Here is a 21,982-nt window from a genome sequence, read left to right as displayed (position 1 = left end):
ACAAAATGATTATGAATAAGTACAAGTGGTCAAGGATAATTCTTTTTGCGCTCTTTTGTTTTATTACCTACGAAGGCTACCCGCAAGAGATTATCTTATCATCTGACCAAAAGTTGCCTATCAATATTACACCTTCCATAGAGGTTTTTAAAGACTCCTCTGCACGGCTGAGTTTAGCGCAAGCAATCACCAAAAACTACCAGAAGTCTACCAAAGACCACTTTATTTTCCCTTATACCAACGATGCTTTTTGGGTAAGATTTAAACTTAAAAACACCAATTCTCACACCAAAAACTGGTTTTTGGTGTGGGGGAATCCCTTGGTTGAGCAGCTTGATTTTTATATCTCAGATAGTACAAACCAGCGTTTCTTGCACAAGCAACAAAAAATTCTGACCCGTGAAAAAGAGCGAAAAATGATTGACCAAGAACCCAAATTTGCTTTTGAGCTAGGCCCGCAACAAACCAAAACGGTCTATATCAAGCTCACCAGCAAGCGCGGGCATTATGGTAATTTGAGAATACACTCCGAGGAGTCTTATTATAAATCCAGATTGGATGATTACGCGGGTCAGAGTTTTTTTAATGGCTTGGTTATTTTTCGCCTTTTTTTGGTGGTTTCGCTGAGTCTATTCGTCATCAAAGACTTACCTTTTCGACTTTATTCTCTGCATACAGTCATCAAGACTTTCGCATTTTGGGGCTATTTGAACATCGCAGGGCCGTGGTTTACGGACGACCCCGACTTGGCAAAGAAAATAGATTTTCTTTTCTACAATTCGGTGACCATCGGGGCTGGTATCTTTGTTTACTTTACACAAATTCGTGGAAGGCTCCCCAAAATTCACAACATTTTTACCACCCTAATTATCCTTGCAACAATCTTTGAGAGTATCGCCATTTTTATTGATTATCAATGGTATTGGCTTAAGCTAGGTGTCTATAGCATTATCGTTTCGGCGTTCTATTTCTCGACTATATATCTATATAGCATAGCCAATAAAATCACAGTCGAAAAATACTATGCTATCCCTTTTATTTTGGGTTTACTCAGCTATGCTTTGCTCTACATCAGGCTTTTAGGATGGATTGAATACGAGCCGCTGTATTCAATTGCCTACCTTTTATTTTTGGGAGAAATTTTCGTTTTCGTTATTTTTTTGGGAAGAATCTTTAGAAATACCGAACAAAATAAACGCCTAGCAGAACAACAATTAACGTTTAACCTCGAACAGTCGGCCCGTCTCAAAGAGCTTGATACCCTCAAAACCACTTTTTTTGCCAATATTTCTCATGAGTTTCGTACCCCGCTGACGCTCATTTTGTCGCCGCTGAACGACCTGCAAAGGGAGTTTCCTAAGCGTGAAATATTTCGCATCATGCAGCAAAATGCCGAGCGACTGTTGGCTTTGATTAACCAATTGCTTGATTTGAGCAAATTAGAAGCAGGCAAAATGACGGTAGAGATACAACGGGCTGATTTGTCGCGGTTTTTGCGGCAGCTGCTCGCTTCGTTTGAGTCGTTGGCGCAGAGTAAAGGCATCGTTTTTCAATACGAACAAAGTCAGCCTACCCGAATCGACTATTTTGACGCCGATAAACTCGAAAAAATCGTCACCAATCTGCTTTCAAATGCTTTTAAGTTTACCCCCGAAAAGGGTCGAATCGAAGTGCGGGTAGATTATACCGAACACGACTGTATCATTAAAATCAAGGACAGCGGCATCGGAATTGCGGCCGAACGCCTTCCCGTCATTTTTGACCGATTTTATCAGGCCGACCAAGGTAGTAATCGAAATTTTGAAGGAACAGGCATTGGTTTGGCGCTGGTGAAAGAATTGGTGCATGTTTTGCGTGGCCGAATTGAGGTGAAAAGTGAATTGGGGATAGGGAGCACCTTTGTGGTAACATTGCCCTGCGATGCCGCTACTTGGGGACAACAATCTTTAAACAAAAATGACTTTGTCGGAGCGGTTGCAAAAACGACCATTTTTGAAGAAGCCATTGAATACCCAACCGATTCTTCCGTATTGGAGGGTGTGGTTATGGGGCAGGTTGGGCTTGATTTACCCATTTTGTTGATTGTGGAAGATAACCCTGACTTACGCCAATACGTGCGCGGTATTTTTGGCGAGCGCTATCAGGTAGAAGAAGCGCAGGATGGAGAAGAGGGATTAAGAATAGCTTTTGAGTTGGTGCCCGATATTGTGATTTGTGATTTGATGATGCCGCGCCTCAATGGTTTCGGGTTTTGTCAAGCGCTAAAAACAGACCCGCGTACCAATCATATTCCGGTGGTAATGCTGACCGCCAAAGCAACGCTCGAAGACCGTCTGGAAGGATTAGCACTCGGGGCCGATGATTATCTGGCCAAACCGTTTAGCTCAAATGAACTCCAAATACGGGTGCAAAACTTGCTGCAACAACGGCGGGTCTTGCAACAAAAATACAGCCAAAACGGAGTGTTAACTAACCCGCTGCCCGTTGCCGAAAAAGAGCCATCGATGGATGATGTATTTTTAGAAAAAGCGCTAGGAGTAGTAGAAAGTAATAGCGCCGACAGCAGTTTTGATGTAGAGACTTTTGCCGAGGCCATGAGAATGACCTCGGTGCAGCTAAGGCGTAAACTAAAAGCCTTGACGGGCCAAACCGTGACGGTGTTTGTGCGAAATTATCGCCTGGAAAAAGCGGCAGATTTGCTGCGCAGTCGAGCAGGAACGGTATCCGACATTGCCTACCAAGTAGGTTTTGAAAGCCTGCCGTATTTCTCCAAAGTATTCCAAGAAAGGTTTGGGAAAGCGCCTTCGGAGTGGCATTAAAAATGCCATTGTGTAGCGAAAACTGGAAAATTAGGAAGCATAAAAAGGGTTGTCTCAGACTTTTGAGACAACCCTTTTTATTGAAAATGTGCGTTTAAATCGTTTTTTGTAGACCTACTTAAGCGCTCAAACCAAGGCTTAAATGTTGCCCTTCCAGTACTAAAAAAAGCCTTAATTCTTCAAATAAAGGCTTTTTGTCCAAAACGAGTAAAAGAAAGTTCAAAATGAGGAAGAGAAATCAATTTCTGTTTTGAGAGTCTCTCTGTCTTTTTTTGGGGGGTTCAGAATGAGGAAGAGAAAGTCCAGTTTGTGCTAACACTTGGCGGGCAAAATCGGCCAATTTTGTCTCGCTCACTCACCCAAAGAGTGACGTGTTTTCCTAGACCATTTTTAGAACCATACTCAATTTATGAAGACTACGTATTGAGTCGCTCTTCATTATGGCGAGCCGAAATCGCCTGACGATGCAGTAGACCATGCGTTCAATTACGACAAAACATGAAAAAAATTGTAACTCTTCTACTCAAAGCAGTGGGCGTTTTGGTGGCCGTCGTTGGCCTTGTCTTGCTGTTTGTCAACTTCCGAGGTGTACCTTCTTACGAAGTCAATATACCCGAAAATATCAAAAATATCAACGTAGAAATCACCCCCGAGCGGGTGGCACGTGGCGAGAAAATAGCCCTAGTGATGTGCAATGCCTGCCACGCCAACCAAGATAACCGACTGGTAGGTAAGCACATTGCTGATTTGCCAGCGGAGTTTGGTAAGGCTTATTCGCTCAACATCACTCAGGATGGCGAAGATGGTATTGGGAGCTGGACCGATGGAGAAATCATGTATTTTCTCAAAACGGGAATCAAACGCAACGGGCAGTACGCACCCATTATGCCCAAGTTTCCGCGCATGGCCGACGAAGACTTGAAGTCAATCATTGCCTACTTGCATTCAGACCGCTTTCCTGTGCAAGCTACCAAAGGGGAGGGGCATGAGCAGGAGCCCAGTTTGTTGCTTAAAGTACTGACCCATACCGTAATGAAACCCATTGAGCCAGTGACAGAACCGATTTTGGTGCCTGATTCTACCGATAAGGTGGCGTTTGGGAAGTATATCGCCAACGACCTCATTGCGTGTTACGCCTGCCATTCGGGCGATTTGGCCAAGGCAGACCCGCTTCATCCCGAAAAATCGTTTGGCTTCTACGGAGGGGGTATCAAAATGCCCGATTTGGAAGGTAAAATTATTCCTACCGCCAATTTGACCTTTGATGAAGAGACGGGTATCGCCAAAAAATACAACGAGGAGCAGTTTGTGCACGCCGTTAGATTTTGCAAAAAACCTGACGGGGGCATTCTGCGCTACCCCATGCAGCCTCACATTACCCTAACTGACTACGAAGTCAAGGCCATTTTCGCCTACCTTAAAACAGTCCCTAAAATCAAGAATAATGTCAATGTACCCTAGGTGCACCTTTTCGGAGCCTATTAACAACCTTTCGTGGTAGAAAGAGGGAAAGTCGGGGGGCGATATTATGGCCTAATCTCAAACCCCGCTTTTCAGTTTTTTCCCGAAGTTAATGATCCTATATCACCCTTAGCATTTTCTTTCTACTAAATGAAAAAACTCTTTTACTTCGTCGTGACTTTGCTCACGAGTCAACAACTTTGCGCCCAAATCAAAACATGGAATGGCTCCGTAAGTACTGATTGGTACAACGCCGCCAACTGGACTCCCTCCGCTGGTGCAACGGCTGGTGTTCCTACGGCAACCGACAACGTGTTTATCACTCTTGCCAGTCCGGACCCCATCATTGCTTCGGGAAATGCCGTGGCCAAATCCATCAATATTGATGTAGTAGGTAGTTCGTTGACCATCAACAACGGCGCAACATTGACGGTTTCTACGAACGGGGGCGATGCGGTCAGTGTAATAAGGGGCACGCTGACTAACAACGGTACCCTTTCGGTTACCAACACTGCCCCTTTTGCTTCTGGTCTGGAAGCGATGTCTTTGACCACCAGCGGAACGGTAACCAATAGTGGGGTATTGACCCTCAACGGAGGAGAGAATGTGGCCCTCAACATTGCAGGAAGTACGTTTACTAATCAATCGGGCGGAAATATTACCTCAAACGGGCGTGACGTGATGCGCATGAGTGGTTCGGGTACGAGTTTTACCAACGCCGCAGGAGCGACTTTTGCGGGAACGGGTACTAATTCGGGGATTTTTGCCCAGCCTGGCTCAATTACGAATGCAGGAACAATGGATATTACTGGTTCAATAGAACTCTATAATTTAGCAGTTTTTACTAATTCGGCATGTGGGAAGTTCAAAGTAACTGGCGCTTTCTTCAACCAGTCGGGCAGTTCCCTCTCCAACGCAGGTTTTTTACACGTTACGGGGTCATTATCCAACAATGGCACAGCAACCAATACGGGAGTGGTGAAGTCTGCGTCGGGAACGATCCCCAATTCGGGCAACGCTTCGGTAAGAGTGAATGATACGCCCACGCCTATTTTTACCTACGGCGGCACTTTCAACGGAATCATCAATGGGATTTTTAAAGATCCAGCAGCCGCCACTTCGGCTGGAACGTTTACAGCCCCTAATACCTTTGTAGGGGATAATACCCTGCCGCTGGGTTCCCAAACACTTTATGCCCAAATCACGCCTTCGGGAGGCGCCTGCCAATACATCGTCCCTTTTACGTTTGACTATACGCCACCTCCTTTTTTTACTACCCAGCCGAGCAACGTTGCGGTATGCAGCGGGTCTCCTACCTCGTTTACGGTGGCTGCTACCGATGCCGTTTCGTATCAATGGCAAATCAGTACCAACAACGGCAGCAACTGGAGCAATCTTTCTAATAATGCAACGTACGCGAATGTAACGACCGTGACGCTGAATATCAGCAGCTCAACTGGGTTGGGCAGCACTATCTATCGGTGCGTGGCCACGGGTGCTGGTGGAACCACCAACTCAAACTCGGCCTCTATCACCCTCAATCCAGCCACTACTCCGCCTTCGACGGGGACAATTACCTGGACGGGAGCGGTCAGTACCGATTGGAATACGCCCTGCAACTGGTCGCCAGGTAGTGTGCCCACGGTTGACAATGAAGTGCTTATCAATAACGTTGCGAATGACCCCGTGGTAGCCTCAGGGACCACGGCCAATACAGGCTACATCACCCTAAGTACGGGAGCTGTATTAACGGTGAACAGCGGAGGGGTTTTGAACGTGAGGGGCAACACTAACGATGGAATGAGGCTTGTTGCTGCCACCTTTACCAACAACGGTACGACGGATATTCAACGCCCTGGAGGTTTACCCTTTGCATCAGGAGGGATTTATTCACAAACGGGTTCTGCAGTAAACAACAGCGGAACGCTCACTGTTAATTCGGATGGAGCTCCTTTTTCAAATGGTGGAGGAACGTTTAATGTAACTAACAACAGCGGAGGGGTGTTGAATGTCATCAACGGTAATGGGTTTACTTCCATTGGAGTATCTACCAATAGAATCGGGATAACAAATAATGGCACTATCAACAGCAACTGTAGCTCCATAAGTGGATTCTATTCTTTCATAAACAATGGCATTGTAAATATAAACACTGGAGGGATTACGGTTGCGAGTGGTAAATCATTGACCAACAATGCCTGCGGTAAAATAGTCGTAAATGCGGGGAATTATACCAATGCTGGACCTACCACTAATGCGGGTTTTATCCATGTAATCAACGAAATATACACAACCTCAACGTTTAGTAATACAGGAATACTGAAATACGGAACCGTTGCGGGGACAACCAATATTTCAAACACGAGTACGTCGGCAATCATTGTTAAAGATAGTCCCACGCCTATTTTTACATATGGAGGCGCTTCCTACAACGGTACCATCAATGGCATTTATACTGATGCAGCAGCAACAAATTTGGCGGGTACATTCACACCTCTAAATTCTTTTGTGCCAGATGCAGGCTTGCCCATCGGTTCTCAAACGCTTTATGCCAAAATCACACCCAGCGGTGGTGCCTGTTTTTACATTGTCCCGTTTGTGTATGTGGTTTTGCCAACCTTTACCGCTCAACCTTCCAATGCCACAAAATGTTCGCCAGAGGCGGCATTTTTTACGGTTTCAGCAAATCAAGCTACTTCTTACCAGTGGCAAGTAAGCACGGATAACGGTACCAATTGGACCAACATCACGGCCAACGCTATCTATACCAATGTGACTACTACCACACTGAATATCAGCAATACGGCAGGCTTAAACACCTATCAGTACCGGTGCGTAGCAACAAACACTGGCGGCTCTGCCAATTCCAATGCCGCCCTTTTGACGGTAATAACGGGCGTAAATACGCCGACTGGCACGCTTACTTGGACTGGCACTTTCGGGACAGATTGGAGTCAGGCCTGTAATTGGTCGCCAGCCAGTGTGCCCGCAGTAGGCAATGACGTAGTCATTCCCAATACAACCAACGACCCCATCATTGGGGCATCAATAAATGCGTTGGCTAAGTCGGTAGAAGTTCAGGCTGGAGCTTTGTTGACTGTTGCCGCCAACGGCAGCATTACCGTAAATGGCTCCAAAACGGTGTCAAGTATCGTAGCGGCGTTTCATAACATCGGTACAACCGAAAACAACGGGATAATCAGTATCGGTACTACGACCAGCTCAGGAACCAACGGTTTGTTAAATAAGGGCACCTTTAACAACAATGCCGCCGCTGAATTGAGAATAGATAATGCCACTTCGGCGGGTTTAAATAATAACACGGGAACGTTTAACAATGTGGCCAAAATCATTGTAGGCTTCAACGTAAGTACGGGAAGTAGCGGAGTGAGTAATTCAAGCACGTTTAATAATCAAGCTACTGGGGAAATAAGAATAGATCGAACGACCAATAGTGGGTTTGCCAATGGTGCTGGAACGACTAACAACTACGGAAAAATAATCATAGGGGCCAATGCTGCATTGACTAATAATGGCTTTTTAAATGATGCTACTTTTAACAACAATTTGGGCGGAGAAATTACGCTCGACAGATCAAGCGGCTCTGGGTTGTTTGTAAGATCAGGGACATTTACCAATGCGGGAAAAATAACCTTGGGCTCGATAGCCGCTATAGGAAGTTCTGGGATGCTGGTTGATGCGACATTTACCAATACTGCTACGGGAGAAACCTCCATCACGAATACAAGCACAGGAATTTACAACAGGAGCGGCACCGTAAACAATGCTGGGCTCATCACCTTGACCTCTTCACCTACTGGCCTGAGAAATTCCGTCACGTTTAACAATCAAAGTTGCGGCAGATTAAACGTATTGAATGCGTTAAACAATGACGTAGGAGCAAATTTTACCAACTTGGGGTATGCCTTTGTGGGAGGTAACGTATCGGCGAGTGGTACCTTTACCAACAACGGTGTTTTGATAAAAGGGTCTTTTTCTGGCACCATTATCAACGCAACCAATCCTTCGTTGATTGTCAATAACAACCCCACCAACACCACCATTTTTAGCTATGGTGGTACGTACAACGGCATCATTGACGGCATTTTTACCGACCCCAATGCTACCGCTTCGGCTGGGATGTTTACCTCTCCCAATACCTTTACGCCCTCGGGAGCGTTGCCGGGGGGCTCACAAACCCTCTACGCCAAAGTTACCCCGAGTGGCGGTTCCTGTTTTTACGTAGTTCCATTTACGTATGTAGTGACCATCCCTGCCCCAGTTTTCAGCGTTCACCCGAGTAGCGCAAACAAATGTGCTGGAGTAGCAACTTCGTTTACCGTAGCCGCTGCCAATGCCTCCTCGTATCAGTGGCAAATAAGTACCAACGGAGGCAATAATTGGGCAAACGTTGCTGCATCGGGAATTTACACCAACGTCACAACCACAACCCTCAACATCAGCAACGTAACTGGGCTTAATGGCAACCAATACCGCTGTGTGGCTACGGGAGCAGGAGGCAGTACGAACTCAAACGTGGCAACGCTGTCTGTAATTCCAGCCACCCTGACGCTGGTGAGCCCTACCGACGACATCAACACCAACGCAGGCACCAAACAGGCCGCGCAAACCATCACGGCCACCAACAAACTAACGGCACCCGCCAGCGTAATTTATCAGGCGGGCAATGCCATCATGCTTAGCCCAGGTTTTGTGGCAGACAACGGGGTAATCTTTCTCTCCCAAATAGGAGGCTGTAATTAGTCTTGAGGTTTCATACCCCCCCTTTATTTGAGAATGACCGCAATAGTAAAGATCATGAGTGTACAATCATTTATTCCAACCATTGAAAGTGCGGTGTATTTGCCGCGCTTTCAAACCAAAGAAGGCGAGCGGGCCATCGACCCGTGCCGGATTGTGTACCTGAGTGCACAGTTGAATTATACGCTGTTTTACCTAGACGACGGCGAGCAGGTCCTGACGTCGTTGTCGCTGAGTAGCTATGCCTCACTGCTGGAAGACTACGGTTTTATCAGGGTACATAAATCCCATTTAATCAACGGTTATCACCTCGGCCAGTGCCGCCTGAACCCCAATCGGGAGCTGCGCTTGCCCAACGGTAGGATAATAGAAGTGGCGCGACGGCGCCACGTGGGGCTCAAAAAAAGGATAATTAGTCAATCGGGGAATTTCTCACAAAAATCGCTTTCTCCCACCATCCCCAACTTTTCTACCAACGTTTAAACTTTTCTACCAATGAAAAAACTCTTTTATCTCTTTATGGCTTTGATGCTGAGCCATTCCCTCTTTGCTCAACCAGAAATAAACATAAAAGGTCGAAATGTGACTATTTTGAGCGGAGATACAAGCCCTTCGACGGACGATAATACGTCATTTAACCGACAGTATACTTCTGGAGCAACTGTAACGCAAACTTTTACAATAGAAAACATCGGTACCACTACTTTAACCTTGACTGGAAATCCTGCTGTTACAGGTACAAATTCAGGTGATTTTACAGTTACTACAAGCCCCTCTCTGAGTATCCCTGCGGGGGGAAGTACTACATTTTCTATAAGGTTTGACCCCTCTGCTACTGGTACACGAACGGCAACAGTGACTGTCAATAATAACGATAGCAGCGAGGGTGCTTATACTTTCAGTATTTCGGGAATAGGGCAATCTGTCACACAGGTTCGATGGGTAAATAATCAGGGAGCAAGCCGCCCATCAACCGTTACTTTAGATGGCGTAACCTATCCTGTTTTTGCTAACACCTACACCGATATACAGAGTGCCATCAATGCCGCCGTAACGGATGATATTGTGTATATAACAAACGGTTTATACCGAAACCCCAACGAAGCTACATCCAATAGCTGTGTATTCTCAGGAACAGGCCAGCAGTTTAATCTGTATCTGACCATCGAAAACAAAGGGATTACCTTAACCTCGGAAACAGGAAATCACTGTACTTCCGATGCCCGTTTGGTTGGGTATGGAATATTTACCGATAATGCCTCAAACACATTGATTCAGGGCTTACATCTTGACAGTGTGCGGGTAAATGGTTTTTGGGACACCAATTTTGCTACGGGAAGTCCCTATTCTCAGTCGGGGAATCTAAAAATAAGAAACAATAAAATTTCCAATACAAGAGGACATGGTATAAAAACGGATACCGGTGGCCCCACGGGCGTCCCCATTAACAGAGGTGCCTGGGATATTACGGGTAACTATTTTGAAAATATCGGTTTTTATAATGCAATGGGTGACTGCCCGACTCCTTCTCCGGTCACTGCCATTTGGTTAGGTGAAGCCGGGAATAGTTTTTTGATTTCGAATAATATTATTGATAATACCAAATGGGCGGGTATTTTGTGTGATGGCTACGGTGGCTATCAATCCATGAGTAGTTTTCCAAATTTGGATGGTGCCGTAACTATCTCAGGCAACAGAATTAACCGTACCGTAGATGCGGGGATTCAAATTGGTTTCTCCTCCGGAACGCCGGGTTACTATCCGACCAATGCCTACATTACGCACAATACCATCACCAACGCCAATACCGGACAAAGTTTGGGCAGTGGGGCTATTACGGTGCTTTCGAGTAATGTCAAAGGTAAAAATATCACGTATAATGATGTATCGACTTCTTTCAATGGCTTAGCCATAGATATTGCAGGGTGGGAAAGCGCGTCTGCCGCTAACCCAACTTATGTAAACTATAATAATTTTTATAACCTGACGAGCGGCAGCTTTGGGGTTACGCACAAAGCCGGAATATCGCCAAACGGTCCTTACGGTACGGCTGATAACCTGACTTTTTATAATTTTGAAAATAACTATTGGGGAGCAGCAAATGGACCGATGTACACAACGAATCCGAGTGGGACTGGGGTTGCTCTGCGAAAAGAAACGGTAGCTATCAGTGGGGTTGTTTATTCGACCGGTGATTTTGACTTTACCCCGTATAGCACCACCGCAAACACAGTTTCGTCGGCGAGCCTTAGCTGCTGTCAGATACCTACTGCTGGTATATCCTATTCAGGTTCTCCATTTTCAACAAACGGCAGTACAGTCAGTGTCAATCGTACCGGTACACCTACGGGCACATTTACGTCAAGTCCGGCGGGATTGAATCTGAACGGAGATACCGGTCTGATCACCCCAAGTTTGAGTACGCCGGGTACCTATACAGTTACTTATCTCGTGGCAGCTTCAGGGAGTTGCAATGCGGTGACGGCCACTGTTTCGGTAACGATTGTAATCCCCGAAATGAACCTCAAAGGCAATGGTGTCAACATTGTTGACGGTGATACCAGCCCCACCACCACCGACCACACCGATTTTGGTACACAGTCGGTGGCTTCGGGAACGGTTGTAAGAACTTTTACGATTGAAAATACGGGTACGGGGGCGTTAACGCTGTCGGGTAGCCCTTTGGTGAGTATGAGCGGCATCAATGCGGGAGATTTTATTGTGACTCAACTACCAACCACACCCGTGGCGGCCACCAACGGCTTCACCACTTTCCAAATCACCTTTGACCCTTCAGCCGGTGGACTGCGAACCGCCACCGTAAGCATTGCCAATGATGACACTGATGAAAATCCCTATACGTTTTCTATACAGGGAACGGGGTCAACTACGTGCTCCCAAGTAGCCACCACTACTCAATCAATGTCTTGGAATGGCTCTGTCAGCAATGACTGGACAAACCCCTGCAACTGGACGCCCAATGGTGTGCCCACTCAAACCAATCCCGTGGTGATTTCTAATGCCGTACCCGTCGTCATTCCTTCTGGGACAAATGCCGCGGCCAAATCAATCAGCCTCAATGGCGGTTTCGGCAATAAAGCTTCGCTGACTATCAGTCAAGGTTCCGAACTGCGTATGGGCAGTACAGAATCTACGGCGACTAAGTTTAATATGGTGCAGTATGCCACTGTAACCAACAATGGCTTACTCATTTTTGAACAAAGTGGCGGCGGTGGTGTCAATAGTACATTTGAGATGGGTTTCGACGACAACATTTTCCATAACTACGGGGCAGTTGTGATCAATTCTACTAATTCAACCCCTATTCAAATCGGCAATAATGGCGTCAATGGTCCTAGCGCTACCTTCAACAACTACGCGTGTGCTACTTTTGTCAATTATGCAGGGCAGATGTTGCTGAATTCCATTGGGGCCTCTATTTTTAACAATGCGGGGCTTTTCAGAACATCGGGAAATTTGGCGATAGTAGGACCGTTTACGAATCAAAGCGGGGGCGTGGTATTTGTTGGAGGCACGCTCCCTAACAATCCAATCACCTCCAGTGGGGGTTCGGTGCGGGTAAATAATAACCCAGCCAACACGAATGTTTTTACTTATACCGGCACTTATACGGGCACCGTAAATGGCATTTTTACGAATGAGGCTGCTACTACCTCTGCGGGTACTTATACCCAAGCTACCAATACATTTAATCCTTCGGGAGCGTTACCGGCAGGGTCACAAACGCTGTACGCTAAAATCACGCCTAGCGGTGGAGCTTGTAATTATGTTGTGCCGTTCACGTACCAAAACGGCTGTAGCCAAGTAGCCACCTCCACCGAAACCATGACTTGGACAGGCTCAGTAAGTACCGACTGGGCGAACCCTTGTAACTGGTCGCCGAATGGTGTGCCAAGTGCTACCAATGCAGTAACCATTCCTGCTGCGACCAACGACCCAATTATATTATCGGGGTCTATGGTGGCGAAGCATTTACAAATAACCGGCTCGGGAGCGAGCCTCACCGTCAATAACGGTGCCAGCCTTACGGTTTCATCTACGGAAGGGGCATTGACTTTGAGCAATAATGGACTTTTAACCAACAGGGGTACTATAAATGCAACCAATAGCAATCCAAACTTTGTTAGTACCTACGCTTTGGGTTTAGGCAGCAATACAACCTTTGACAATTATGGCACTGTAAATTTAACATCTTCGCAAAATACAGGATTAGAGGTAGGCAATGGCAGTACAGTTCATAATTATACAGGTGGATTGATTTCAATAGCGGCCCGTGGCGGAATTAGAGGTGAAGGGCCATTCATTAATGATTCCGGTGCAACCATTTCAATCTCAGGAACTAACTCGGCTATTCAATACAACGGCTCAGTGAGTAATTCCGGTTTAATAGAGGCAACCGGCCAAATAGAAGCCAATAGCGGAGCACAAATCAATAACAATGCCTGCGGTACGATTAAGCTTACGGCGGACTATTTCAATGGACTTTTGGCCACTACTATAAATAATGGTTTCATATTAATAGGCGGCACGTTGCATAGTCCGTCAGGAGGTACTTTTACCAACAATGCTGTTCTGAAATACGGGGCTTTGAATGTTTCGTCAATTTTAACCAATTCGGGTAATGCTTCAATCGTAGTCAATAATACCCCAACCCCAATTTTTACTTATGGTGGTACATACAATGGTACCGGCAGCAGCACCGTCAATGGTATTTTTACCAATTCCACAGCAACTGCTTCAGCAGGTACATTTACAGCACCAATTACTTTCGTGCCGGATGTTTCGCTGCCGGCTGGTTTGCAAACGCTTTACGCCAAAATCACGCCGAGTGGCGGGGCTTGCTTTTATGTAGTGCCGTTTACGTACAATAACACCTTTCCCGAAATGAACGTCAAAGGCAACGGTGTCAGCATCAATGACAATGACAGTTCCCCAAGGACGGCCGACAATACAGATTTTGGTGCGCAGTTGGTTGCTTCGGGCACGGTTGTTCGTACTTTCACCATTGAAAACACGGGTTCCGGGACATTGAATCTTTCGGGTAGTCCCTTGGTGAGTATTGGTGGCACAAATGCGGGAGATTTTACGGTGACTCAACTACCAACCACGCCCGTGGCAGCCACCAATGGCACCACCACTTTCCAAATCACCTTTGATCCGTCGGCAAGTGGTTTAAGAACGGCTACCGTGAGCATTGCCAATAATGACAGCGATGAAAACCCTTACAATTTCAGTATTCAGGGGACGGGTGCTGCACCTGCCGACTACACCATCACCACCACGGGCAACAATGTAGTCATCACCGACGTGACCGGCACAGGCGAAACGCTGGACATCAGTGAAAGTGGAAGTAATATTCGTTTTAACGTAACGGGTAAAACCTACAGCATCGACGGGGGCACTACCACGGCCTTTACCACGCCTGCCGATATTGCCCTTGCCGGCAAAACTGGCATTACCATCAATGGAGGCAATGGCAATGACATCATCAATGTGGCAGCGTTTAGCGCCAACCTACCCGGCCTGACCATCAACGGCGGCACGGGCGATGACCAGGTGAATTTCAATGGCGACATCACCTTCGCTGCTAATGCCAACCTGGATGTGGACATGCAAAACGATGATGCCACCCCTGGCACCGATCAGGTTTCCTTTACCAATAATGCCAATCTGGTGCTCTCTGGCACTGGTGCCGCTGTAATAAAAGTGAGCCGCAACATTAACTTTAGCAATGGCACAGCTTCACTCGAAACGACCAACGGCAACCTAACCCTAGAAGCCAATCAACAGGCCACGGCCACTACGGGCAACTTCATCGGAATAGCAGTCAGTGGTGCTACGGTAAGGGTCAATGGCACAGGAACCCTGACGGTCAAAGGTAAAAGTGGCAACGACTCGGTAATCAACCAATTTGGTATTTTGGTACAAAATGGAGGATTAATCAGTGGTGGTACTAACGCCACGGCCACCATAGAAGGCTCAGCGGGTGCTGGATCAGCCAATGGCAACATTGGTGTATATGTCACAGGTACCAATGCACGCATCACCTCTTTGGGGGGGAATGTCTCGGTTGTGGGCCTCGGAGGAAGTACGGGCGCCAGTTCTACCAGCCGGGGTGTAGCCGTAACCACAAATGGCACCATCACTGCGGGGGGCAGCGGCACTGTGACTGTGAGTGGTACGGGCGGTGCAGGCACGGGTAACTTTAACGCAGGGGTTTATGTAGCAGGTTCGGCAAATACTTTTATTACATCCTCTGGTGGAAATGTGAGTGTAACCGGAGTGGGTGGTGGAACCGGCTCCGGTAACAATAATTACGGTATTTGGATGGAATTGGGTGGCACCATTACCGCCGGTGGCACCAGTACAGTAACGGTAAGCGGACAGGGGGGCGGAACTACCGGTGGCAGCAATTTTGGGGTTAAAACAGCAAGTTCCGGCGCTCAAATCACTTCAAGTGGGGGCAATATAACCGTAACAGGCATCGAAGGCAGCGGGTCAGGCAGCATTGGCATCAGTCATACACTTCCGGCTGCGCTCACCACTGCGACGAATGGTGGTAACATCACCCTCATCTCCAACAGCATGGATTTGGGTGGCACTGTCAGCACCCAATTGCTTGGCAACACCACCTTGCGCCCGTACACCAACAACGTGCCAATCAACTTGGGTACGAGTTCAAATACCATCAGTGGGCCGCTTGGTCTCAGCGATACAGAGTTGGATCAGGTCACCACAGGAACCCTCATCTTTGGCAATAGCAACAGCGGTGATCTCACGGTTTTAGCAGATATTACCCGCCCCGCCAGCACCAATGTACAGCTCGTCAGCGGTGGCGATGTCCTCATCAGCGGCGGCGGATTCAATACGGGCGGTGGGACTTTATTGCTCGACCCTGGCACCTCTCCCAAAGCCGTGAAACCTACTTTTAACGGCACCGACGTCACGGCAAGTACCCTTTCTTTTGCCAGCGATTTACAAATTGCCATCAATGGAGCAACGGCAGGTGATGGTACTGGCGGTACCCATTCACAACTCAAAGTGATAGGCTCGGTGAACTTGACGGGCGTAAATTTGCTTTTTGAAGGCACTTATGTACCAGTGGCGGGCAATACGTTCACCATCGTAGACAATGATGGCTCCGATGTCATTACGGGAACATTTACTGGTCTGGCGGAGGGAGCCACCCTCAGCAATTTCAGGGGAAGTGGCCGAAACGCAACGATTTCTTATACTGGTGGCTCGGGCAATGATGTAGTCATTGCGATCAATAATACCAACCCCACCATTATAGCCGCCGCCGTTACCCGTCAAGAGGGTAGTCCTGGTTCAAGCGCTACCATCGCCACGGTCAACGACGCGGAAACTCCCGCCGGAAGTCTGACCGTTACGGTCACCACTTTACCGCAGGGTATTACTATTACGAACATCACTAATGTTTCTGGTACTGTCACCGCCACCGTAGCGGCTAATTGCTTCGCTGGAATTGGCAGTAAAACGGTGGTGCTGACGGTGACCGATGCCAACGGCGGTACGGCCACGGCCAACTTTACGGTCAATGTGACGGCAAATACGGCACCAACGTTGACCTACAACAATGCTTTCTTTAGCCCGGGAGTAGGCGGCACTATTCTTCCGGCTACTGGCCCGGTTGATAATGGCGAGGTTAATATTGGCCTGCAGAGTGTTTCTCCTTCCCCATCTCCGGCCACCATTACGGTGAATAATTTAACTGGTGCAGTGTCTGTTCCTAACACTATTCCGGTTGGCATTTACACCATCACGGTCGTTGCTTCGGATGTATGCACGACCGCCACCGTGGTTCCCATCACGCTGAATGTGCAATCAGCAGACTACACCATCACCACCACGGGCGGCAACGTAGTCATTACCGATGTGACCGGCACGGGTGAAACCCTTGCCGTCAGTGAAAGCAGCGGTAACATTCGATTCAACGTCGCGGGTAAAACGTACAGCATCGACGGAGGGCCTACCACGGTCTTCACTACGCCCGCCGAGGTAGCCCTTGCGGGCAAAACAAGCATTACGGTCAATACTGCAGTCGGTAACGATATCATCAACGTAGGAGCGTTTTCGAGCAATCTACCATCGCTCACAATCAATGGGGGTACTGGCGATGACCAAGTGTTTATGAACGGAGACATTACTTTTGCCGTCAACGCCAACTTGGATCTTGATCTGCAAAATGATGATGCAACCCCCGGCACTGATGCCGTCACGTTTGCGTCTGGTACCAATTTGGTACTTTCAGGTACGGGGACCGCTACGGTCAAAGTAAGCAAAAACACCACTTTCAATACAGGAAGTACGCTTATTACGGTCAACGGTAATCTCACTGTCGAGGCCAATCAGCAGGCTATACCTACCGCTGGTAATTTTATCGGAGTGCTCATCACGGGCACAAATACCCAACTCCAAACGTCTATTAACGGCACCCTCACGGTGAAAGGCAAAGGCGGAGATGATGCGTCAGGAAGCCAACAGGGAGTCAAACTGGCGGCGGGAGGGAAAATTCTCGGCGGTGAAGGGGCCAATGCCGTTATGGTCGTGGGAACCGGTGGAGCCTCCAGCGGCAGCAGTAATTATGGTGTTTGGTTAACCGATGCCAATTCCCGTATATTTTCGTTGGGTGGACCGGTCAACGTAACTGGTACCGGTGGCGGCTCAGGAACGAGCGGCGGGAATGTGGGGGTACGAGTGACAAGCTCCGGTGAGATTACCTCTGCCGGGGGCAACGTTACTGTTGTCGGACAGGGTGGATTAAATGCTACTGGCAATTCCAATTCGGGAATTTCGGTGCAGGCTTCAGGCAAAATTACTTCCAATGATACGGGTGGCAATGTAACGATTACCGGCACAGGAGGAGGCTCGGGGGCAAGTGCATTAAATGCAGGCATTTTTTTAGCGGACGGTGAACTGTCCGCTGGTGGCTCCGGAACGGTCGATATCACCGGTCAAGGCGGTGCGGGGACCGGAATTTCCAACAATGGATTAGCCCTTGAAGGCTTAGTCACTTCGAAAGGCGGAAATATTACATTGACCGGAAAGCTCGGTGGCGGAAGCCTGGGTACCTATGGTATATACATGTCCAAACAAATGTCGGCTCCCGTATCAAGCATTCTAACCAATGTTCACGGCGGCAATATCTCCATCATTACCAACAGTTTTTACATTGTAGATGCACCTGACATCAGAACCACTGCTGCCGGCAGCGTGACCATCAAACCTTTCACCGCTGGCAAAGAGATCAGTATTTTTGGGGGTTTTGATGGGGTCTCCGACCCTCTCATGCTCTCAGATCTTGAACTTGACAGAATTACCACCGGAACCCTTGTCATCGGTGATGCCACCTCGGGCGACATTACGTCTTCGATTGGAATCACTCGCCCGTCCGTCACTAACATACAGTTCGTGAGTGGTGGTGATATAGTCATTAGTGGAGGAAATATTAATACCAATGGAGGCACCTTATTGCTCGACCCGGGCACCTCTCCCAAAGCAGTGAAACCTACTTTTAACGGCACCGACGTAACGGTAAGTACCCTTTCTTTTGCGGGTGATTTAAGCATCGCCATCAATGGCGCAACGGCGGGGGATGGTACCAGCAGCACCTACTCTCAACTCAAAATAGTAGGGGCCGTAAATCTTACGGGCGTAAATTTGGTTTTTTCAGGTTCTTATACACCTACTGGCAGCGAAACCTTCACTATTGTTGATAACGACGGCAGCGACGCCATTACGGGTACCTTCAACGGTTTGGCCCAGGGAGCTACTATCAGTAATTTCTTGGGTAGTGGCCTCAACGCTACGATTTCGTATACGGGAGGGGATGGAAATGACGTGGTGATTAGTGTAGCGGTTGTTAATCCTGACTATACCATCACCACTACCAGCAACAACCTCATCATCACCGACATATCGGGCAATGGAGAGACATTGGACATCAGTCAAAACAGTACCAATATTCGCTTCAACGTCACTGGGCGTAAGTTTAGTTTGAATGGCGGCATCGCCACCAACTTCCCCGCCGACGTAGCCCTTGCGGGGAAAACAAGCATTACGGTCAATACCGCAGTCGGTAACGATATCATCAACGTAGGAGCGTTTTCGAGCAATCTCCCATCGCTCACCATCAACGGCGGTACGGGCGACGATGCCGTGAACTTCAACGGCAACCTTACCTTGGCCGCCAATGCTAACTTGGACTTAGATCTACAAAACGACGACGCTAACCCTGGCACCGACGCCGTATTGATTGCTTCCAATGCCGTCGTGACCCTCTCCGGCACGGGTACGGCCACGGTGAAAGCGAGCAAAAACCTGACGGTCAATACCGGCGCTAGCCTGATTACCCAAAACGGCAACCTTATCGTAGAAGCCAATCAGCAGACAACGCCAACGACAGGGGATTTTGTTGGAGTTGATGTCAATGGTGGCACACTCAAAGTAACGGGCAGTGGCCTTACACTTGTAAAAGGGAAAGGAGGTACCACTAATTCTGACCGATACGGCATTGTGGTGCAAAATGGAGGGCTGATTGAGGCAGGAAATAATTCTCTAACCGTCCAAGGAACGGGTGGCGGGGGCATTGTCAGTAACAATTATGGCGTGTTAGTAACCGACCCTAACTCCAAAATCACTTCGTCGGGAGGAAACGTGAGCGTAACTGGCCAAGGTGGCGGCAACGGCAACGCTTTTAATAATTATGGGGTGTACTTAGCATCGTCAGGTTTAATTTCAGCCGGAGGTACCGGCACCGTCACAGTGCAGGGAACGGGAGGTAATGGCAGCGGAGGATATAACTTCGGCATTTATTTAGCGGCAAGCTCTGTTACTTCTACCAATGGCAATATCAGCCTGACTGGGCAAGCAGGAGGTGAGAGTGAATCCGGTAGCAACGAAGGCATCCTTTTGGACTTTGCAAGTCGTATTTCTGCGGGTGGTACGGGCAGTATATACATGGAGGGAACAGGTTCGGGCAGCGCTGATGGGTTTAATTACGGAATTAATATAGAAGGCAGTAATTCTCAAATTATCACCAATAACGGGAATATTCAGCTTGTTGGGGTGGGTGGAAACGGTACGGGAACAGCTACTGGAGATTCAGGTATAAATGTGGAGGGGCCCATCACTGCCGGTGGAACGGGTACTATCCATTTACAGGGCACAGGAGCTAGCAAACCGTTCAGTCATGGGGTGATTATTGAAAGCCCTGTTACTACCAATGACGGCAACATCACGCTGATAGGTGTTGGCGGTGCTGATGCTACTGCCCAATTTGGCAGTTATGGGGTAGAAATTGTTGGCACGGTTACGGCAGGAAACGGTAAATCCATTATCGTTCAAGGAACGGCTGGAAGTTCTACGGGGCTTTTCAATGCCGGAGTGTTTATCGGCGTGGCCGACGCGCTCAGCAGTACTACGGGCGGTACTATTCAGGTGACAGGAATCGAAGGAGGCAGCGGTACTGGCATATTAATGGAATCAGAAGGATCTATCTCTACCCTCACCAACGGTGGAAATATTACCCTCATTACCAATAGCCTCGATATGTCAGGCACTTCTGCCATCAGCACCAATACAGCGAGCAGCGTAACCCTGCGGCCTTATACCAACGGAGTGGGCGTTGACCTTGGAGCATCCAGCAATACCCTCGGCGGTCCACTTAGTCTTACTGATGCTGAACTAGACAGAATCACCGCAGGAACCATCAACGTAGGTAATACCAACAGCGGAGTAATTACCGTCAGCGCGGCCATCAGCCGCGCCGTTAATACTACCTTCAATCTAACTTCTGGCGGCACAGTTAATCTGAATGCTTCATCACTCAATATCAACGGTGGAATTTTAAATATCAATGCAGTCGGAGGGATTAGTCCCACTGCTGCCGGGATTGATGCCAGTGCCGGAACGGTTGCCTTTACCGCAGGGAATGACCTCAATATTGTTATTAACGGTACCACGGCAGATACAGATTATCGCCAATTGAACGTAGCGGGCAGTGTGAATCTGACTGGCTTAGATTTGGTACTTAGTACAATCAATGCGTTTATTCCGCTAGGTGGGGCAACATTTACGATTGTCAACAACGATGGCAGTGATGCCATCATAGGTACATTCAACGGCTTGGCAGAAGGCGCCACCCTTGCGAATTTCTTAGGAAGCGGTTTGAATGCGACAATTTCTTATACGGGAGGAACGGGAAATGATGTGGTTATTACCGTTGTCTGTCCTGCTTTTGCGGCACCGACGGCTTCGGTTACAGCTCAACCTGATTGTACTACGCCAACGGGAACGATTGTGGTAACTGCTCCAACTGGTGGAAATATCCAATATAGCGTAGGTGGGACGTATCAATCTAGTGGTACTTTCAGTGGATTGGCACCAAATACCTATTCGGTAACGGCCAAAAACACTGCTTCAGGTTGTATTTCAGAAGCCTTGAGTTTAGTTGTCAATGTCGTACCTGGTGCACCAACGCTGACAGGGGTTACGTTGACGCAGCCGACCTGCGGGGTTCCGACGGGTACGGCGGTGGTCAACGCCACGGGCTCGGGCACTTTGGAATACTCGAAAGATGGCATGAACTGGCAATTGAGCAATACATTTTCATTGTTGTCCCCTGCCAACTACACTTTCAGCGTCCGTTTGCAAAGCAATCCTACCTGCGTAGCGACGTCTACCTCTCAGACGATCAATGTCGTACCTGGTGCACCAACGCTGACGGATGTGACATTGACTCAGCCGACCTGCGGGGTTCCGACGGGTACGGCGGTGGTCAACGCCACGGGTTCGGGCACTTTGGAATACTCGAAAGATGGCATGAACTGGCAGACGAGCAATACATTTTCATTGTTGTCCCCTGCCAACTACACTTTCAGCGTCCGTTTGCAAAGCAA

5 protein-coding genes are annotated in these 21,982 nt (G+C 48.1%); all 5 read left to right on the top strand.

Features of this window, described 5'->3' with window-relative positions; translation table 11 throughout:
- Nucleotides 1-11 precede the first annotated feature (11 nt).
- Entirely contained in the window at nucleotides 12-2,819 is a 2,808-nt protein-coding gene (locus GVN20_RS24515; RefSeq protein ID WP_166560883.1) for an ATP-binding protein, read from the top strand.
- 498 nt (nucleotides 2,820-3,317) lie between these two features.
- On the top strand, nucleotides 3,318-4,280 hold the full coding sequence (locus GVN20_RS24510; RefSeq protein WP_166560882.1) for a cytochrome c: 963 nt from the start codon (nucleotides 3,318-3,320) through the stop codon (nucleotides 4,278-4,280).
- A 150-nt stretch (nucleotides 4,281-4,430) separates the two neighbouring features.
- Entirely contained in the window at nucleotides 4,431-9,044 is a 4,614-nt protein-coding gene (locus GVN20_RS24505; protein WP_166560881.1) for an immunoglobulin domain-containing protein, read from the top strand.
- 33 nt (nucleotides 9,045-9,077) lie between these two features.
- Nucleotides 9,078-9,524 (top strand): LytTR family DNA-binding domain-containing protein, encoded by a 447-nt coding sequence (locus GVN20_RS24500; protein WP_229599178.1) that lies wholly within the window; start codon nucleotides 9,078-9,080, stop codon nucleotides 9,522-9,524.
- 12 nt (nucleotides 9,525-9,536) lie between these two features.
- Nucleotides 9,537-21,982, top strand: a 12,446-nt coding sequence (locus tag GVN20_RS24495; protein WP_166560880.1) for a choice-of-anchor D domain-containing protein, incomplete at its 3' end; no start/stop codon positions are given.

The organism is Runella sp. CRIBMP, assembly GCF_009905605.1.
GTDB lineage: Bacteria > Bacteroidota > Bacteroidia > Cytophagales > Spirosomataceae > Runella.
Note: the sequence above shows the minus strand (reverse complement) of the source record. Positions and strands in the feature narration are given on the sequence as shown.